General features: G+C 34.4%; 20 protein-coding genes. All 20 read left to right on the top strand.

Annotated features, from left to right (window positions below; all coding sequences use genetic code 11):
• The first annotated feature begins 4 nt into the window (after nt 1-4).
• The 20 genes from fliQ (at nt 5) to ACTWP4_RS10325 (ending at nt 18,244) form a co-directional block, all read left to right on the top strand.
• Complete coding sequence (gene fliQ / locus ACTWP4_RS10420) at nt 5-274, top strand: flagellar biosynthesis protein FliQ (RefSeq protein ID WP_443128698.1); 270 nt, start codon at nt 5-7, stop codon at nt 272-274.
• A 3-nt stretch (nt 275-277) separates the two neighbouring features.
• Nucleotides 278-1,048, top strand: coding sequence for a flagellar biosynthetic protein FliR (gene fliR / locus ACTWP4_RS10415; RefSeq protein ID WP_443128697.1), 771 nt, complete (start codon nt 278-280; stop codon nt 1,046-1,048).
• Between the two features lie 3 nt (nt 1,049-1,051).
• A complete protein-coding gene (flhB, locus tag ACTWP4_RS10410; RefSeq protein ID WP_443128696.1) occupies nt 1,052-2,131 on the top strand; it encodes a flagellar biosynthesis protein FlhB in 1,080 nt (359 codons plus the stop codon).
• Between the two features lie 38 nt (nt 2,132-2,169).
• Entirely contained in the window at nt 2,170-4,203 is a 2,034-nt protein-coding gene (gene flhA, locus ACTWP4_RS10405) for a flagellar biosynthesis protein FlhA (protein ID WP_443128695.1), read from the top strand.
• Nucleotides 4,200-5,309: a flagellar biosynthesis protein FlhF gene (gene flhF, locus ACTWP4_RS10400; protein WP_443128694.1), complete on the top strand. Its 1,110-nt coding sequence runs from the start codon at nt 4,200-4,202 to the stop codon at nt 5,307-5,309. Before flhA ends, flhF begins: the two co-directional genes overlap by 4 nt.
• 2 nt (nt 5,310-5,311) lie before the next feature.
• On the top strand, nt 5,312-6,166 hold the full coding sequence (locus ACTWP4_RS10395) for a MinD/ParA family protein (protein ID WP_443128693.1): 855 nt from the start codon (nt 5,312-5,314) through the stop codon (nt 6,164-6,166).
• Between the two features lie 6 nt (nt 6,167-6,172).
• A complete protein-coding gene (locus ACTWP4_RS10390) occupies nt 6,173-7,222 on the top strand; it encodes a protein-glutamate methylesterase/protein-glutamine glutaminase (RefSeq protein ID WP_443128692.1) in 1,050 nt (349 codons plus the stop codon).
• A 7-nt stretch (nt 7,223-7,229) separates the two neighbouring features.
• Entirely contained in the window at nt 7,230-9,269 is a 2,040-nt protein-coding gene (locus tag ACTWP4_RS10385) for a chemotaxis protein CheA (RefSeq protein ID WP_443128691.1), read from the top strand.
• 10 nt (nt 9,270-9,279) lie between these two features.
• Nucleotides 9,280-9,750, top strand: a complete 471-nt coding sequence (locus tag ACTWP4_RS10380; RefSeq protein WP_443128690.1) for a chemotaxis protein CheW — start codon at nt 9,280-9,282, stop codon at nt 9,748-9,750.
• A 4-nt stretch (nt 9,751-9,754) separates the two neighbouring features.
• Nucleotides 9,755-10,378 (top strand): chemotaxis protein CheC, encoded by a 624-nt coding sequence (locus tag ACTWP4_RS10375; RefSeq protein ID WP_443128689.1) that lies wholly within the window; start codon nt 9,755-9,757, stop codon nt 10,376-10,378.
• A complete protein-coding gene (locus ACTWP4_RS10370; protein ID WP_443128688.1) occupies nt 10,378-10,869 on the top strand; it encodes a chemotaxis protein CheD in 492 nt (163 codons plus the stop codon). The genes ACTWP4_RS10375 and ACTWP4_RS10370 overlap by 1 nt, the downstream gene beginning before the upstream one ends.
• 34 nt (nt 10,870-10,903) lie before the next feature.
• Nucleotides 10,904-11,668 (top strand): FliA/WhiG family RNA polymerase sigma factor, encoded by a 765-nt coding sequence (locus tag ACTWP4_RS10365; protein WP_443128687.1) that lies wholly within the window; start codon nt 10,904-10,906, stop codon nt 11,666-11,668.
• Nucleotides 11,669-11,689: 21 nt separating this feature from the next.
• Nucleotides 11,690-13,057: a DUF342 domain-containing protein gene (locus tag ACTWP4_RS10360; RefSeq protein WP_443128686.1), complete on the top strand. Its 1,368-nt coding sequence runs from the start codon at nt 11,690-11,692 to the stop codon at nt 13,055-13,057.
• 52 nt (nt 13,058-13,109) lie between these two features.
• Complete coding sequence (locus tag ACTWP4_RS10355; protein ID WP_443128685.1) at nt 13,110-13,415, top strand: hypothetical protein; 306 nt, start codon at nt 13,110-13,112, stop codon at nt 13,413-13,415.
• A 10-nt stretch (nt 13,416-13,425) separates the two neighbouring features.
• Nucleotides 13,426-13,899, top strand: a complete 474-nt coding sequence (locus tag ACTWP4_RS10350) for a DUF6115 domain-containing protein (protein ID WP_443128684.1) — start codon at nt 13,426-13,428, stop codon at nt 13,897-13,899.
• Nucleotides 13,900-14,055: 156 nt separating this feature from the next.
• Nucleotides 14,056-14,808, top strand: a complete 753-nt coding sequence (gene rpsB / locus ACTWP4_RS10345; RefSeq protein WP_443128683.1) for a 30S ribosomal protein S2 — start codon at nt 14,056-14,058, stop codon at nt 14,806-14,808.
• 79 nt (nt 14,809-14,887) lie between these two features.
• A complete protein-coding gene (tsf, locus tag ACTWP4_RS10340; protein ID WP_443128682.1) occupies nt 14,888-15,775 on the top strand; it encodes a translation elongation factor Ts in 888 nt (295 codons plus the stop codon).
• Between the two features lie 285 nt (nt 15,776-16,060).
• The gene (gene pyrH / locus ACTWP4_RS10335; RefSeq protein ID WP_443128681.1) at nt 16,061-16,783 is read left to right on the top strand and encodes a UMP kinase; all 723 of its coding nucleotides are present in this window, start codon (nt 16,061-16,063) and stop codon (nt 16,781-16,783) included.
• A gap of 2 nt (nt 16,784-16,785) precedes the next feature.
• Entirely contained in the window at nt 16,786-17,343 is a 558-nt protein-coding gene (gene frr, locus ACTWP4_RS10330; protein ID WP_443128680.1) for a ribosome recycling factor, read from the top strand.
• Nucleotides 17,344-17,473: 130 nt separating this feature from the next.
• Complete coding sequence (locus ACTWP4_RS10325; protein ID WP_443128679.1) at nt 17,474-18,244, top strand: isoprenyl transferase; 771 nt, start codon at nt 17,474-17,476, stop codon at nt 18,242-18,244.
• The last annotated feature ends 1 nt before the right edge of the window (nt 18,245 follow it).

Raw genomic sequence — 18,245 nt, 5'->3', positions numbered from 1 at the left:
GATAGTGAGTGGAGAATTTGTAATTTCGTTAGCCGAACAAGGGATATACACCATTTTAATGGTTACAGGACCAATTCTATTGCTAGCACTGGTCGTAGGTTTATTAGTAAGTATTTTTCAGGCAACTACCCAAATCCAAGAACAAACACTTGCATTTATACCCAAAATAGTCGCTGTCTTATTAGGAATTGTAATATTTGGGCCTTGGATGCTAACAACAATGGTAGAATTTGCATCAAATTTATTCCAAAATATTAATCAGTTCGTGGGATAAGCTATGTTTGAATTAATAGATATCAATCGTTTTCCGGCATTTATTTTAATCTTAGTTAGAGTAATAGCTTTTTTTGCAACAGTACCTATCTTTTCCTATCGAAACATACCCTCACAATTGAAAATTGGCATTGGTGTTTTTATAGCTTGGATCATGTTTTATACACTGGAGATACCAGAGTTGACGTTTGATGGGATGTACATGTTACTGATTATGAAAGAAGCAATCATAGGTTTGTTATTAGGTTTAATGGCTTATTTAATATTATCGGCGATTCAGATCGCAGGTGGGTTCATCGATTTTCAAATGGGTTTCGCTATTGCAAATGTGGTCGATCCGCAAACTGGTGCCCAAAGTCCGTTAATAGGTCAGTACTTTTATACAATCGCGATATTATTTATATTATCAGTGGATGGCCATCACTTATTGTTAAATGGATTGATGTATAGCTTTGAAGAGCTTCCGTTGGATCAGTTATTTCATTTTGATAATCTTGATTTAATTCTGAAAACCTTCAGCCAAATGTTTTTAATGGCTTTTCAGTTAGCTCTTCCAATCGTTGGTTGTTTATTTTTAGTTGATGTAGCATTAGGTATTATTGCACGAACTGTTCCACAACTAAATGTTTTTGTAGTAGGGCTCCCTCTCAAAATTTTAGTTTCATTTGCCGTGCTATTTATGTTTGTAACATTTTACATGATGATTGTGCAGCAACTATTTCAATATACATTAGATACAATGAAAAGTCTTATTCAAATGTTCGGAGGTGCTTAGTTAATGAAATTACGGCTTGATCTTCAATATTTTGCAGGTGAAAAAACTGAAAAAGCCACTCCGAAAAAAAGACAAGATGCACGTAAAAAAGGACAAGTAGCCAAAAGTCAGGATGTAAATACAGCCATTTTACTATTTTTTATTTTTATTATTTTGTTAGTAACTGGTGATTTACTAAAAGGTACCATGACAAGCATGTATAGCAAATCATTTACAGAATATATTCATCATGACGTAACAGAAGAAGAATTATTTAGCATGTTCACAGATATTTTGTCCCAAATTAGTATTGCGATCGCCCCGATTATGCTTATTGCGATAGTAGCAGGGCTTGCTTCAAATTTTATGCAAATCGGCTTTATGTTTACAACAGAGCCGTTAAAAATGAAGTTAAATAAAATTGATCCTATACAAGGAGCAAAGAGGATATTCTCTGCAAGAGCATTAGTGGAATTAGTAAAATCTTTATTAAAAATCGTTGTTGTAGGTGTTATTACTTTCTCTATCATATGGATCAATCGAAATGAAATGATGATGTTAGTAGATAAAGAGGTAAATGGTGCATTAGCTTTCTTTGGCCAGATGACAATTGAGATGGGAATTGCTGCAGCTATTGGTTTGTTGATTATTTCGGTGATTGATTATGCATATCAGAAATACGATTTTGAAAAGCAAAACAAAATGTCAAAAAATGATGTGAAAGATGAACATAAAAATATTGAAGGGGACCCATTAATCAAATCAAAAATTAAAGAGAAGCAAAGACAGATGGCGATGCAGAGGATGATGAGTGAAGTACCTAATGCGGATGTTGTTATTACAAATCCAACTCATTATGCGATAGCAATTAAATATGATGAAGCAAAGGCAGATGCGCCATATGTTGTTGCAAAAGGTGTCGATTTTATTGCGATGAGAATTAAGGATATTGCTCGAAATCATGACGTGGTAATGGTAGAAAATCGACCTTTAGCAAGAGCATTGTATGATCAAGTCGAGATTGATGAAGTTATAGGTGAAGATTTTTTCCAAGCTGTTGCGGAAATTTTGGCTTATGTCTATCGAATACAAAAAAAGATTTAAGAACGTTTCTGTGTTTCAATTAAAGGAGTTGTAAGAAGATGAAAGCTAGAGATTTTTCAGTTTTATTTGGTGTTATATCTATTATTATTATGTTAGTTATTCCTCTACCGGGGTGGTTATTAAGTATATTAATTTTAACCAATATATCTCTAGCATTAATCGTTATTTTAGTCTCCATGAATACTACAGAGGCATTACAATTCTCTGTGTTTCCTTCTTTACTATTGTTATTAACCTTATTCCGGTTAGGCTTGAATGTATCAACCACCAGGTCCATTCTGTCAGAGGCAAATGCAGGTGGCGTTGTTGAAACGTTTGGTACATTCGTTATCGGAGATAATCCTTTAGTAGGTTTTGTTGTATTTGTTATTTTAGTTATTATTCAATTTTTAGTTATTACTAAAGGTAGTGAGCGTGTATCAGAGGTTGCTGCACGATTTACATTGGATGCAATGCCTGGTAAGCAAATGAGTATAGATGCGGATTTAAACGCTGGCATGATCAATGAACAACAAGCGAAAGAGCGTCGTGAGAAGATTGAGCACGAAGCAGATTTTTATGGAGCGATGGATGGTGCCAGTAAATTTGTTAAAGGTGATGCGATAGCTGGTATCATCATTGTACTCATTAATATTATTTTTGGACTTATTATTGGGATTGCCCAGCTAGGGTTAAGTTTTAACGAAGCAATTGACACATATATGCGCTTAACCGTTGGGGATGGATTAGTGAGTCAAATCCCTGCTTTACTCATATCCACAGCTACCGGGATCGTTGTTACTAGAGTTGCCTCAGAAGGTAACTTGAGTGCGGATGTTAGCAAACAGTTATTGCGATATCCAACTCTACTTTACATTGCAGGCGGTACGATCTTCTTCTTAGGCTTTACACCGATTAATTTTCTTTTGACAACGGTGATCGCCTCAGTGTTAATTGTTAGTGCTTACCTGTTATCTAGAAAAACACTAGTCGATGAGGCACCAACAGAGGATCAAATAGATGAATCAGAATCAGAAGAAATGCAATCACCTGAAAATGTTGTTGGTCTGATTAACATGGATCCAATTGAATTTGAATTTGGTTATGGGTTAATTCCTTTAGCAGATTCTAATCAAGGCGGAGATTTATTAGATCGAGTTGTCATGATAAGACGACAATTAGCAATTGAATTAGGTTTAGTCATTCCAGTTGTAAGAATTCGGGATAATATTCAGTTAAATCCAAATGAATACCGGCTAAAAATAAAGGGGAATGAAATAGCTAAAGGTGAGTTATTGCTTGATCATTATTTAGCTATGAGTCCTGGTATTGAGGATGATGATTTAGATGGGATCGATACAGTCGAACCGGCATTTGGCTTGCCAGCTAAATGGATAACGGAAGAGGTCAGAGATGACGCCGAAATGTCTGGGTACACTGTTGTAGATCCGCCGTCAGTAGTCTCGACACATATCACAGAATTAATAAAACGATATGCACACCAGTTAATTGGTCGACAGGAAACTCAACAATTAATCGATCATTTAAAAGAATCTCATCCAATTCTTGCAGAAGAAGTAACGCCAGAACCATTAGGGGTTGGTGATGTACAGAAAGTTTTAGCTAAATTGTTGAGAGAAAACGTCTCAATTAAAAATTTACCAGTTATTTTTGAAACTTTAGCAGACTTTGCCAAAATGACTACAGATACAGATTTACTGACTGAATATGTAAGGCAATCATTATCGGTTCAAATTACGAATGATATTGTGCAAGGTAAACAACAATTAAAAGTAATAACTGTTTCTGGTGAAGTTGAAAAAATAATTGCCGAACATATCCAACAAACCGAGTACGGCAGTTACTTAGCAATGGATCCTGATACACAACAACGAGTAATTCAATCTGTTTCGGAAAATGTAGAGAACATGAGTTTACAGGAAGAAACACCAGTTATCTTATGTTCACCAACAATTCGAATGTATTTTAAACAATTATTAGATCGCTTTTATCCACATGTGATTGTCTTGTCATACAACGAGATTGAACCAACTGCAGAAATTCAAAGCATCGGGGTGGTGAACGTAGCATGAAGGTAAAAAAATTCAAGGGTTCAACAATGCCAGAAGTGATGCAAGTTGTTAGAAAAGAATTAGGAGCAGATGCTGTCATATTAAATTCAAAAGTTATCCACGAAGGTGGATTTTTGGGGCTATTCAAAAAAAGAAAAATTGAAGTCTTAGCGGCAATTGACCAAACAAAATTACCGAAAAAAAAGAATATCGTGCATAAAAAAGTAACAGAACCTAAGCCAGAGGTAAACACGAAAAACTTAAGCCCTAATCAAGAAGATGTTTTAAAAGAATTGCGTGAAATGAAACAATGGATGCAAAAAAACGCTACGAAAGATTTAACTTTTAAGCTTCCATATCAGTTGGCTTATGATCATTTAATGAAACAGGAAGTAGATCAAGAAATAGCTTATGAATTAATCGACTCCATACAAGAACGATTTAATAATGATGATATAGAAGAAAGTAAAATATGGGATCAGTTATCTTTTGAAATAAAGCACCGCATAGCAAATAAAGGTACATTCGGCGGAGAGATATTTGACAAACAATTTATTCATTTGGTTGGGCCTACAGGAGTTGGTAAAACGACGACGATAGCAAAACTAGCAGCACATTGTGTGTTAAACCGTCGTAAAAAAGTAGCGTTTATAACGACAGATACGTATCGAATTGCTGCCATTGAGCAACTAAAGACGTACTCAAAAATTTTAGATGTGCCAATAGAAATTGCATACAATGTGGATGACTATAAAAAGGCGAAGGAAAAGTTTCAAGATTATGATTTTGTTTTTGTTGATACAGCAGGCAGAAATTTTAGAGATGAAAAATATATAAAAGAGTTAGGTAAAATTGTTGATTTAAACCATGATGTAAATACTTATCTAGTTTTATCCTTAACTACAAGGGCAAAGGACCTAGAAGATATCTATAAACAATTTGATAAAATACCAATTAAACAACTTATTTTAACGAAGAAAGATGAAACAATCACTTATGGCCCTGTCTTAAATTTATGCTTGAAATATAAAATCGGTGTAGCTTATATGACTAATGGTCAGGATGTACCTGATGATATTGAAGAAGCTTCGATAGAACAAATAGCGAAATTAATAGTTGGTGATTAAAAATGACTGATCAAGCAGCAAAGCTAAGGCAAAAATTAAAAGGTGTACACAGTCATTATCATGCTAAAACGATAGCGGTGGTTAGTGGTAAGGGAGGCGTAGGAAAGTCTAATATTGCGTTAAATTTTTCTTTATCACTAGCTAGCAAAGGTAAAAAAGTTTTATTGTTTGATTTGGATGTGGGCATGGGTAATATTGATATTTTATTAGGTAAAAGTTCAAACTATTCAATCATTAATCTGTTCGAGAATAAATTGTCGATATATGATATTATAGAAGTAGGTCCATATTCACTCTCTTATATTGCCGGGGGTAGTGGACAGGACCATATCTTCTTTCTTGATGAGCAAAGATTGAAATATTTTCATGAGCAATTAGAACTACTTATGAGAGAATATGACTATATCATTTTTGATATGGGAGCAGGTGTTACACGAGAAACGATCCATTATATCTTAGCTGTTGATGAATGTATTCTAGTAACGACTCCTGAACCGACTTCCATGACAGATGCATATTCCATGGTAAAACATGTTTTATTACAACAACCCATTAAGTTTCATTTAATTATTAATCGTTCTAGAAGTAAAAAACAGGGTATCGATATCATGAATCGTATAAACAGTGCAGTGAATCGTTTCTTGCATCATGATATTACACCACTTGGAACTATCCCTGATGATTCAGCTGTTACAGACGCTGTGTTAGCACAGCAACCTTTTATTTTACATAATCCTAAATCAAGAGCATCGGCAGCTATTGAAAGCCTCACGAATCAATATCTAGGAGAACCAGTAAAAAAATCAAATGATACAGGATTTCTAAATAGACTCAGAAGATTAATGACAGAAAGGTAGAAATCTATGAAAAAAAAGCTTGTACTAGTCGTTGATGATTCAGCATTTATGCGCAAAATGATTGCAGATATTATCAATTCATCTTCTTATTTAGAAGTGATCGATACAGCAAGGAATGGTAAAGACGCCTTACAAAAAGTTGTGGATTTAAAGCCTGATGTTATTACTTTAGATGTAGAAATGCCATTGATGGATGGAATATCAACGTTACAAGAAATTATGAAAAAAGCTCCAACACCTGTTGTGATGCTTTCAAGTTTAACGAAATCTGGAGCAGATAAAACAATCGAGGCAATGACTTATGGAGCTATTGACTTTATTGCAAAACCTTCTGGTTCGATCTCCTTAAATATTAAAGATATTGAATCAGAGATAGTTCAAAAAGTAGAACATGCATCTCAAGCAAATTACAAGTTAACACTCAATTCAGCACCTTCTATCAAAAAGAATAGCTATAAACCAATATCAAGTAATCAACCCATTGTCGCTATAGGCTCCTCAACCGGTGGACCTAGAGCATTACAACAAGTAATTACCAAATTGCCAATTGATTTTCAATCACCTGTAGTTATTGTTCAGCATATGCCAAAAGGGTTTACCAAGTCATTGGCTGAACGTCTCAATAAATTATCAGATGTAACAGTCAAAGAGGTAGAAGATGGGGATTTAATAGAGAATGGTAAAGTTTATTTAGCTCCTGGCGGGAATCAATTTAGAGTAAAAGAAATCAATAGCCAATTGTATGCAGAAGTTAAACAAGAACAACCGATTAATGGGCACCAACCCTCTGTAGATGTACTATTTGAATCCGTTGCAAATGTTAACCATTGCCACCCTATTGCAGTAATTTTAACCGGAATGGGAAGTGATGGGTCAAATGGCATGTTACATCTAAAAAAACGACACCCTAGAACCATTGCTATATCGCAATCAAAAGAAACATGTGTAGTTTATGGTATGCCTCAAGCAGCAGAAAAAACTAGTTTAGTAGATTATGTAGAAGACATAGACAATATTAGTGAAGTATTAGTGCAAAAAATCCCAAAGAAGAGGTGAAATACCGATGGAAAATAGTGAGTATCTTGAAGTATTTATTGAGGAAAGTAAAGAGCACATTCAATCATTAAATGATCAATTATTAGTCTTAGAGAATGAACCAGAAAACATGGATACAGTTGGCGAAATTTTCCGTTCTGCACATACTTTAAAAGGTATGGCTGCAACAATGGGTTTTCAAGATTTGGCAAATTTAACCCATAAAATGGAGAACGTACTAGATGCAGTACGAAATGATCAATTGAAAATAACTTCTGCTATCATTGATGTAATTTTTCAAGCTGTGGACCAGCTTGAAGGGATGGTTTTAGACATTGCTGAAGGTGGAGATGGTTCCTCAGATGTGCAAGAACTGGTTAATACATTACAAGCTATTGAAAGTAATCAAGAATTAGAAGAGGTAAACGAATCAACTGAGACTGCAAATAATAAGTCTATGCCAATCAGTAATGATCAAGCACATTTTGACAAATTAGATCAATTCGAATTAGCTATTATAGATCAATCAAAGGAAAATGGATTCTATAATTTAGAAGTAACTGTCAAATTAAATGAAAACTGCTTGTTAAAAGCAGCTCGTGTATATATGGTGTTTGAAGTGTTAGAGCAAATTGGGGAAGTAATCAAGGCAAATCCTACGGTTCAAGAACTAGAGGATGAAAACTTCGATCTCCAGTTTCATGTGTTACTAGTAACTAAGGATAGCCCTGAGGATGTAGAACAAAAAATTCTCAAAGTTTCTGAAATTGAAGAAGTTACCGTATCAACGTTTGAACATGTAATAAACAACCAAGAACATAACGATGAGCATAAAATTGCTGAGGAAGAACAAGCAAATGATGAGGCCAGTGAATCATCAAAAAGTAAAAAATCTAAAGATAGTAAGAAAAAAGCTGTTACTAGTAAGACGATACGGGTCAATATAGACAGACTTGATGGCTTAATGAATCTATTTGAGGAGCTGGTTATTGATAGAGGGCGATTGGAACAGATTTCAGCAAATCTTAAGCATGCAGAATTACAAGAGACTGTTGAACGAATGTCGAGGATCTCAGGAGATTTACAAAATATAATATTAAATATGCGTATGGTACCAATTGAACAAGTGTTTAATCGTTTTCCAAGAATGGTACGGCAACTTTCAAAAGATTTAGGTAAAAAAATCAATCTAGAAATTATTGGGGCAGAAACTGAATTAGACCGAACAGTTATCGATGAAATTGGTGACCCCCTTGTACACTTGATTCGTAACGCATTAGATCATGGTATCGAAACACCAGAGAAACGACAAGCATCAGGAAAAAATGAAGAAGGGCACTTATTATTGGAGGCCTATCATAGTGGAAATCATGTCTTTATTGAAATTTCTGATGACGGAGCAGGAATAAATAGAGAAAAAGTAGTAAATAAAGCTGTTTCCAATCAGGTTATTACAGAAGTGGAAGCTAATCAATTAACAGATAAACAAGTATACCAACTGATAATGTCTAGCGGTTTCTCTACTGCTGATAAGATAAGTGATGTATCAGGTCGTGGTGTAGGGTTAGATGTAGTAAAAAATACGATTGAGTCACTTGGTGGAACAATTACAATCGAATCAGAAGAAGGAAAAGGTTCGCTATTTTCTATTCAATTACCATTAACACTATCGATTATTTCCGTGTTATTAGTAGAAGTAAAAAAAGAAAAGTACGCAATACCGTTATCATCGATCATTGAAACTGCCATTATTAGCAAATCAGAAATTTTAAATGCACACAACAAAAAGGTAATTGACTTTAGAGGGAAAGTAGTACCCCTAATAGACTTGAAAAATGTATTTGAAGTACCAACTGAAAACAATGAAGATGAGTTATATTCTATTGTTATCATTCGAAAAGGGGATAAAATGGCAGGACTGATTGTCGATACATTTATCGGTCAACAAGAGATTGTATTAAAATCGTTAGGTGATTATTTAGGTGATGTGTTCGCGATTTCCGGTGCCACTATTTTAGGAGATGGACAAGTAGCATTAATTGTTGATACGAACACATTAATTAATTAGGAGGGCTAGCATGGAAGAAGTAACGAGCAATCATAAATCGATTATTATCGAATTGGATAAAGAAGAATATGCGATTCCTGTTGAAGTCGTTGGAGCTATTGAGCGAATGCAACATATTACAAGGGTACCGAAAACAGCAAAATTCGTTAAAGGCGTTATTAATCTTCGAGGTGTTGTTACGCCTATTATAGACTTACGTGAGCGATTCGGAATGGAAAGTATCGAACATACTGAAAGTACAAGGATTATCATTATTCATATGGAAAAATTTGATGTTGGTTTTATTGTAGATGCTGCTTATGATGTATTAGATATTCCGGTGGATGCCATAGAGCCTGCTCCACAAGTGATTGGAACTGTTGACGCAGATTATATCGGAGGAGTAGCAAAAGTCGACAAACGGTTGATTATGCTTCTAGAATTGGAAAAGGTATTATCGCAAGACTCTTATCGTGCTGCAATATCAGGACAAGAAGGTTAAACAAATGGTTAATATGGAAAATTTATCGCAACATCATTTAGATGTGTTAAAGGAAGTAGGTAATATTGGTGCTGGTAATGCTGCTACAGCACTCTCTAGCCTATTAGGGAAAAAGATAGAGATGTCAATCCCTTCTATTAAGATTGTAGATTTTAATGAACTGATGGAATTTGTAGGTGGACCTGAGCAAGTAATCGTAAGCGTATTTTTAAGAATCCAAGGTGATGCTCCTGGAAGTATGTTTTTTGTGCTTTCACCTGAAGAGTCTAGTTCGTTAGTGGAGCAACTGATAGGCACATCCGGTGATAATATTGAAGAAAATGATCTTGCTATTTCTGCTATTTCTGAGATTGGTAACATTCTTTCTGGATCTTATTTATCTGCTTTATCTGATTTTACTTCTATTAACATGCAACCAACCGTACCGAATGTAACGATTGATATGGCAGCTGCTATTTTAATGCAAGGGCTTCTTGAAATTTCGCAAGAAAGCGACTATGCCATTATTATTGATACGATGATTGAAGAAGAAGAACAGTCAAACGAGTCGGTGAAAGGCCATTTCTTTTTATTACCAGACCCTGACTCTTTTGATGAAATTTTCAGAGCACTAGGGGTCGAAGAATAATGACAATGACAGCAACTGTTGTAAAAGTTGGTATTGCAGACCAAAAAGTAACTCAAGTACCAAATACATTAAAAACATCTGGCCTAGGATCCTGTGTTGGTGTTGTAATTTATGAACAGAATGTAGCAGGACTTGCACATGTGATGTTGCCAGATTCAACTGCATCCAAAAGGAATATGTTAAATGAAATGAAGTATGCAGATACATCGATTGATTTGTTATTGAAACAACTCTTAACCGAAGGAGTACGTAAATCTAAGCTGAAAGCGAAAATAGCTGGTGGTGCACATATGTTTTCCTTTCAGTCTGATAATCAAATGTTAAAAATCGGGCAAAGAAATATCGAGGCAGTTCTAGCAAAATTAAAGGAAAATAATATTCCGGTTGTTGCCCAGGATGTTGGCGGAAATAAAGGGAGAACGATTGAATTCAATATTGAAACAGGGATGCTTGAAGTACGAACAGTTAATAGTGGAGTTATGCAAATTTAATCAGTTATCGTTATTTTTGAAATGAGGTGATTCGATGGTCAAAGATATATCAGTAGATAAAAGTCTGTGGAATAAATGGTTGAGTAACAAAAGTGAAGAAAATACGAATGAATTAATTGAAAACTATATGTATCTTGTACATTACCATGTCCAACGAATCGCTGTTAATTTGCCTAAAAGTGTTAGCAAAGATGATATCAAAAGTTTGGGGTTATTTGGATTATTTGATGCGATTTTAAAGTTTGACAATAGTCGAGATTTAAAATTTGATACTTATGCTTCTTTTCGAATAAAAGGAGCAATTATAGATGGATTAAGGAAAGAGGATTGGTTGCCGAGAACGACACGTGATAAAGTTAAAAAAATTGATCATGCAATTGAAGCGTTAGAACAATCACTCCAAAGAGAAGTTAGCCCCCATGAAATTGCAGAATATCTGGGATTGACTGCGGAAGAAGTTGAGGATTCATTAAAAGATAGCTTTTTTGCTAATCTTTTGTCAATGGAGGAAAAAAGTAAAAACAGCTCTGAAGAAACGAAAGAAGGTATTGGTTATCTTATTCCAGATGATAAGGGACTTTTACCAGAAGATAATATTGTACAAAAGGAAAACTATCAAGAATTATCAAAATGTATTCAACAACTCAACGATAATGAGCAAATGGTCTTAAGTTTATTTTATGATAAGGAATTAACATTTACGGAAATTGGTAAAGTATTAGGCTTAACAACATCGAGAATCTCACAAATTCATAAACAAGCCATAGTAAAAGTTCGTCATTTATATAAAAAAATATAATAGTATAGGCGGGGCTTTATCATGAATGAAATAAAAGAAAAAATAGATATTAATGTGTCGCAAGATCGATTAGTGGCAACTTTGTATGCTAAAGAACCCGATGCAATAGAAGACATAACTGAAGAAGAGATTCAGGAGTTATTAAAAAGTTACAATATTATATTTGGAGTTATTAACATTGATGAGGTAGATTGGAAACAAAAACTAACAGAAGACAATAAAGTTATCATAGCAGAAGGGAAAATACCAAAAAATGGTATGGACGGAAAATTAATAGTGAAGCAATCAACAGACAGCACGTTAAATGAAGAAGAAAAAAAGAACTTCAGAGATGTTAATAAAATTCCAATGGTTGAAGAAAATGATATATTAGCTCAGTTGATACCTCCTACTGATGGTGAACCAGGAATAGATATTTATAATAACCCTGTTAATCAAAAGAAAGGAAAACCTTATAAATGTCGATCTGGGGCAAATGTTTCCTTTAATGAGTCTGATCAAACGTTTATTGCTACATCAGATGGACAATTATCTGTAGGTGATCATATAATTAATGTTTATTCCCTATATGAAATCAGTGGTGACTTATCACTTGAAACAGGTAACATCGAATTTAATGGTTCCGTAATGATTAAAGGAAATGTTCCAACTGGTTTTAGAGTAACAGCAGATGGTGATGTGACGGTGTTTGGAATTGTAGAGGCAGCGTATATTAATGCAGGTGGTAATGTATTGATAAGAGAAGGCATTGCCGGTATGGAGAAGGCAGTTGTTACGGCCGGGGCAGATATTGAAGTAGGTTATATTAATCAAGCAGAAGTGTCGGCTGGTAAAGATCTGAAAGTCAAAACATCGATTATGCATTCAATTTGTGTCGCGCAAAATAATATTTTCTGTTCTAATGGAAGTATTATAGGTGGAAGCTGTTCAGCGGGAAAAATGACTGAAGTAAAGAATGTGGGAAATTTGGCAAATTCCAAAACAGAATTAACTTTTGGGATCAGTAAAAAGGTTTTAGACCGTGTAAGCGATTTAAAGCAAGAACAGAAAGAATTAGAAGTAAATCAGCAGAAATTGCGCATAATGGGTGATCAATTGAAACAAAAAAAAGATGCAATTGGTGAACTACCAACTAAAGAAAGAATTATGTTATTAAAACAGCGCAATATGTTTGATAAAACTACAGACAAGCTGCAAACAATTAAAAACGAACTAACTGATTTACAATTCGAAATTGGCAATTATGATGGGATGAAATTAATTGTTAGAGGAAAAGCATATGAAAATGTCGAGTTAATGTTTGGTAAATATAAACGTGTTTTGTATCAGGAATATCAATATTTTCAAGCTTATTTAGAGGAAAAGGAAGTCACCATTCAATCGCTATAGCTAAACTGTTATACTGGGAGCAGGAACGATTTCAAATATAGGAGGTTATCCTATGAGTTGGAAAGCAGTAGAAATGCAGGTTGCTTTACCTAGAACGCAGGATGCCGGGAAAATTCAAGATCAAATGCAGCAACAAGGAAGGGTTGATCAGAATCTACTGGCACAGTCAATAGCTAATGAAGAGTTGAGAAAACGAAAAAAGGTTTTAGAACAAGAAGCAAGTGAGCACCTTAAAAATAACAAACAAAAAAGAGACAGCAACACCCAAACATCAACCGAAGAAAAGAAAAAAGAGAGCCAATATCAACAACAGTTCAAACATCCTTACTTAGGAAATAAAGTGGACTTTAATGGTTAAGAGGTAGATTATGTTATATATATTATTATTGCTTAGTTTCATTATCCATATTGTAACATTTGTTATCATCAGACAACTGAAAGTAAAGCAAGAAGCTTTAGTTACAATTGAAGATAATGTGAACCAACAGGTGAAAAATATCGAAGACACGCTTGCTGTCTATTTAGTAGAAATAAAAGAAGAAAACGAAAAATTCGTGAAACAAGTAGAGGATTTTAGTGGAAACAATTTTGAAAATAATAGTACTAGCCAAGAGCAAAAGGAAGTCAAGCAACCAGTTACAGAATTAAATACTTCTAAAAAAACAAAAGATTATCAACCAATTACAAATGTTGAACAAGTTGAAGATGTTGTCGAACAATCATCTACAGCATATGTACTACATTTGCATAATAAAGGGTATACAGTTAATGAAATAGCAAAAAAATTGGACAAAGGGAAGACAGAAATAGAACTATTATTGAAATTTCAACAAAAAAAATGAAATATCGCTTGATTGCACTTATACATTATGGTATATTTGTTTTCGGTGTTAAATACACACGTTTGTGGAAGATACAAGTGGTGCTATAGTTTAGTCCTTGTATCGTATGAAACAAATGGAGGAATCAAAAACCAATTTATTAGGAGGAAAATATCCATGGCAGTTATTTCAATGAAACAACTACTAGAAGCTGGTGTTCATTTCGGACATCAAACACGCCGTTGGAACCCAAAGATGAAGAAATACATCTTCACAGAGCGTAACGGCATTTACATTATTGACTTACAAAAAACAGTGAAAAAGGTAGAAGAAGCGTACAATTTCGTTAAAGAAATCGCTGAAAACGATGGTACTGTTTTATTTGTAGGTACCAAAAAACAAGCACAAGAATCAGTGAAAGACGAAGCGATTCGTTCAGGAATGTTCTTTGTTAATCAACGTTGGTTAGGTGGAACATTAACTAACTTTGAAACAATCCGTAAACGTATCAACCGCTTAAAAGATATTGAAAAAATGGAAGAAGATGGAACTTTTGAAGTATTACCTAAGAAAGAAGTTGTAGGTCTTCTTAAAGAAAAAGAGCGCTTAGTGAAATTCTTAGGCGGTATTAAAGAAATGAATAAAATCCCTGATGCTTTATTCATTATTGACCCAAGAAAAGAGCGTATTGCTGTTGCAGAAGCACATAAATTAAACATCCCGATCGTAGGTATTGTTGATACAAACTGTGATCCAGATGAGATTGATTATGTCATTCCAGCGAATGATGATGCGATTCGCGCTGTGAAACTTCTTACTGGTAAAATGGCAGATGCTATTTTAGAAGCGAAGCAAGGAGAAGTAACAGAAGAAGCTGCTGAAGAAGCAGAAGCTACAGAAAACAAAGAAGTTGAATCTGTAGAAGAGTAATTAAAGGTTTTGGTGATAAGAGGGAGACCTTTTATCACCTTTTTTTCAGCAATATATGATATTAAAGGAGGAATCTCTAATGGCAATTACAGCAAAGTTAGTAAAAGAACTAAGAGAAAAAACTGGTGCAGGTATGATGGACTGTAAAAAAGCACTTCAAGAAACTGATGGTAACATTGAGCAAGCTATTGATTATCTTCGCGAAAAAGGTATCTCTAAAGCTGCCAAAAAAGCAGATCGTATTGCTGCAGAAGGTTCTGCTTATGTAGAAGTATCTGGAAATGAAGCAGTATTATTAGAATTAAACTGTGAAACAGACTTTGTTACAAAAAACGATCAATTTAAAACTTTAGCTCAGGATCTTGCTAAACATATTCTATCTCAAAAACCTGAAACTGCTGAAGAAGCTCTAAAACAACCACTTAACGGTGATGGTGAATCAGTAGAAGAATTCATCAACTCTAACATTGCAAAAATAGGTGAAAAAATTTCATTACGTCGTTTTACGATATTTAATAAAACGGATAATGATGCATTTGGAGCCTATATCCACATGGGCGGTAACATCGGTGTAGTTACAGTTCTTGAAGGAACAACTGATGAGCAAGTAGCTAAAGATATTGCTATGCACGTAGCAGCTGTAAATCCTAAATATTTATCTCGCGATGCTGTTTCAGCAGAAGATGTTGAAAAAGAACGTGAATTACTTAAAACTCAAGCATTAAACGAAGGTAAACCAGAACATATTGTTGAAAAAATGGTAGAAGGTCGTCTTAACAAGTTCTTTGAAGAAATTTGTTTATTAGACCAAAGTTTTGTTAAAGACCCTGATCAAAAAGTGAAACAAGTTGCAAAAAGCCACAATGCAACAGTTAAATCTTTCGTTCGCTATGAAGTTGGTGAAGGAATTGAAAAACGCGAAGATAACTTTGCGGAAGAAGTAATGAGCCAAGTAAACAAAAAATAACATGATCAAAAAAAGGGGGGCACTTGGTGTCCCTTTTCTTTCAGGCATAATGGCATTTATTAATATAACAGATTCGATGTTGTATTATTAAGTAAAATTTAAAGAATACTATTTTATACTATAAGAATGTATATAATATATAATTTTATGGATTATAGTTTGAAAATTAAGGCACTAAATAAGCCAAGTTTTCTAATAACATATTTTAGAAAATTGAAGATTCTACCCTTTTACTTGGCGAAAATCTTCGTTTTCTTTATAATATTTACATATATGGAGGTAATTATGGCTACTGCTAACTACAGAAGAATTGTTCTTAAATTAAGTGGTGAAGCTCTGAGTGGTGAACAAGGTTTTGGTCTTGAACCATCAATTATTCAATCAGTGGCAAAACAGGTAAAAGATATTGTTGAATTAGGTGTAGAAGTTGCAATTGTTGTTGGTGGTGGCAATATATGGCGTGGTAAAGTTGGTAGTGAAATGGGTATGGATCGCGCAAATGCTGATTATATGGGGATGTTGGCTACTGTTATGAATTCTCTAGCCCTTCAAGATAGTCTTGAAAATGTGGGAATTCCTACGCGTGTCCAAACTTCTATAGAAATGCGCCAAGTAGCAGAACCTTATATTCGTCGTAAAGCAATCCGACATTTGGAGAAAAAACGCGTAGTTATTTTTGCTGCTGGTACTGGTAATCCATACTTCTCAACTGATACAACGGCTGCATTACGAGCAGCAGAAGTGGAAGCAGATGTTATTTTAATGGCTAAAAATAATGTAGACGGTGTATACACTGCAGACCCTAAAGTTGACAAAGAAGCTAGAAAATATGATGAATTATCATACTTGGAAATTCTTAACGAAGGACTAGGTGTAATGGATTCAACTGCTTCATCATTATGTATGGATAACAACATACCATTACTTGTTTTCTCCATCTCAGAGGAAGGCAATATTAAAAAAGCAGTAATTGGTGAAAATATTGGAACAATTATAAGGGGGAGTTAAACATGTCTGAACAGTTAATTAAAGAAACTCGTGAAAAAATGGATCAAGCGGTAAAAGCATATTCGAAAAATCTAGCAACAGTCAGAGCTGGAAGAGCCAACCCAGCAATATTAGATAGTGTACAAGTCGAGTACTATGGTGCATTAACACCATTAAACCAATTAGCATCTATTTCTGCTCCGGAAGCACGTTTATTAGTGATTACACCATTTGATAAATCCACAGTTTCTGATATCGAAAAAGCGATTCAAAAAGCTGATCTAGGATTATCACCGTCAAATGACGGTAATGTAGTTAGAATTAGCATACCTCCATTAACAGAAGAGCGTCGTAAAGATCTTGTGAAAGTTGTCGGTAAGTATGCGGAAGAATCAAAAGTCCAAATCCGTAATATTCGCCGTGATACTAATGATCAGTTGAAGAAAGATGAAAAGAATGGTGACATTACAGAAGATGATCTAAGAGGTTTTCAAGAAGATGTGCAAACTCAAACGGATAAACACATTAAAAAAATTGATGAACTAACAAATGAAAAAGAACAAGAAATTATGGAAGTCTAAGCAAAAAAAAGGTAGAATATATATTGAGTGTAGAAGCCCTCTTATTAAGAAGAGGGTTTTTCCACTTTACATGACAACCATATTTATGTTGAATAAAGAATAGACGGTTTTTGATGATGGAGGATAAATTATGCGTTTGTTTAAACTTCCTTTTAAAAATAATAAAGACAGTACGGTAGACTTATCACAAACAGTCTCTGATGATAATATACCTAAACACATTGCCATCATCATGGATGGGAATGGTAGATGGGCTCAAAAGAGAGGACTTCCACGTGTTGCAGGACATCGAGAAGGTATGGATAATGTTAAACGAATAGTTAAGGCAGCAAATCAATTGCAAGTTGAGATATTAACGCTTTATGCATTTTCAACTGAAAATTGGAAAAGGCCATCAACTGAGGTAGAATATATCATGAAACTGCCAATCGATTTTTTACAGCATTATTTGCCTGAATTAGTTGATGAGAATGTACGTATTCAGACTATCGGTGAATTCGATGACTTACCAAAGAATACAAAGGCTGCTATTAGGAGAGCAAAAGAGCAAACAGCTGATAATACAGGTTTAATACTGAATATTGCTATAAATTATGGCAGCAGGTTTGAGATGATACGATCGATAAAAGAAATTTGCCAGGAAGTACAAGAAGGCAAGTATGAGATTGAAGAGATTACAGAAACTACTTTAAGTGACCATTTATATACTTCTCATATAAAAGATCCTGATCTATTAATCAGGACTAGTGGGGAATTACGGCTTAGTAATTTTTTACTCTGGCAAGCTGCTTATACAGAATTATGGTTTACAGACACATTGTGGCCTGATTTCAATACAGAAGAATTTGAAAAAGCTATCAACGATTTTCAGAAACGAAAACGTCGTTATGGTGGAATATAAG

The organism is Gracilibacillus sp. D59 (genome assembly GCF_052246695.1).
Classification (GTDB): Bacteria; Bacillota; Bacilli; order Bacillales; family Amphibacillaceae; genus Gracilibacillus.
The sequence above is the reverse complement of the archived record's forward strand: the minus strand, read 5'-3'. Positions and strand labels throughout refer to the sequence as shown.

Excerpts from the sequence above, each read along its gene's own strand:
- fliR (WP_443128697.1), top strand. The coding sequence starts at position 278 with ATGTTTGAATTAATAGATATCAATCGTTTTCCGGCATTTATTTTAATC.
- flhB (WP_443128696.1), top strand. The coding sequence starts at position 1,052 with ATGAAATTACGGCTTGATCTTCAATATTTTGCAGGTGAAAAAACTGAA.
- flhA (WP_443128695.1), top strand. The coding sequence starts at position 2,170 with ATGAAAGCTAGAGATTTTTCAGTTTTATTTGGTGTTATATCTATTATT.
- flhF (WP_443128694.1), top strand. The coding sequence starts at position 4,200 with ATGAAGGTAAAAAAATTCAAGGGTTCAACAATGCCAGAAGTGATGCAA.
- ACTWP4_RS10395 (WP_443128693.1), top strand. The coding sequence starts at position 5,312 with ATGACTGATCAAGCAGCAAAGCTAAGGCAAAAATTAAAAGGTGTACAC.
- ACTWP4_RS10390 (WP_443128692.1), top strand. The coding sequence starts at position 6,173 with ATGAAAAAAAAGCTTGTACTAGTCGTTGATGATTCAGCATTTATGCGC.
- ACTWP4_RS10385 (WP_443128691.1), top strand. The coding sequence starts at position 7,230 with ATGGAAAATAGTGAGTATCTTGAAGTATTTATTGAGGAAAGTAAAGAG.
- ACTWP4_RS10380 (WP_443128690.1), top strand. The coding sequence starts at position 9,280 with ATGGAAGAAGTAACGAGCAATCATAAATCGATTATTATCGAATTGGAT.
- ACTWP4_RS10375 (WP_443128689.1), top strand. The coding sequence starts at position 9,755 with ATGGTTAATATGGAAAATTTATCGCAACATCATTTAGATGTGTTAAAG.
- ACTWP4_RS10370 (WP_443128688.1), top strand. The coding sequence starts at position 10,378 with ATGACAATGACAGCAACTGTTGTAAAAGTTGGTATTGCAGACCAAAAA.
- ACTWP4_RS10365 (WP_443128687.1), top strand. The coding sequence starts at position 10,904 with ATGGTCAAAGATATATCAGTAGATAAAAGTCTGTGGAATAAATGGTTG.
- ACTWP4_RS10360 (WP_443128686.1), top strand. The coding sequence starts at position 11,690 with ATGAATGAAATAAAAGAAAAAATAGATATTAATGTGTCGCAAGATCGA.
- ACTWP4_RS10355 (WP_443128685.1), top strand. The coding sequence starts at position 13,110 with ATGAGTTGGAAAGCAGTAGAAATGCAGGTTGCTTTACCTAGAACGCAG.
- ACTWP4_RS10350 (WP_443128684.1), top strand. The coding sequence starts at position 13,426 with ATGTTATATATATTATTATTGCTTAGTTTCATTATCCATATTGTAACA.
- rpsB (WP_443128683.1), top strand. The coding sequence starts at position 14,056 with ATGGCAGTTATTTCAATGAAACAACTACTAGAAGCTGGTGTTCATTTC.
- tsf (WP_443128682.1), top strand. The coding sequence starts at position 14,888 with ATGGCAATTACAGCAAAGTTAGTAAAAGAACTAAGAGAAAAAACTGGT.
- pyrH (WP_443128681.1), top strand. The coding sequence starts at position 16,061 with ATGGCTACTGCTAACTACAGAAGAATTGTTCTTAAATTAAGTGGTGAA.
- frr (WP_443128680.1), top strand. The coding sequence starts at position 16,786 with ATGTCTGAACAGTTAATTAAAGAAACTCGTGAAAAAATGGATCAAGCG.
- ACTWP4_RS10325 (WP_443128679.1), top strand. The coding sequence starts at position 17,474 with ATGCGTTTGTTTAAACTTCCTTTTAAAAATAATAAAGACAGTACGGTA.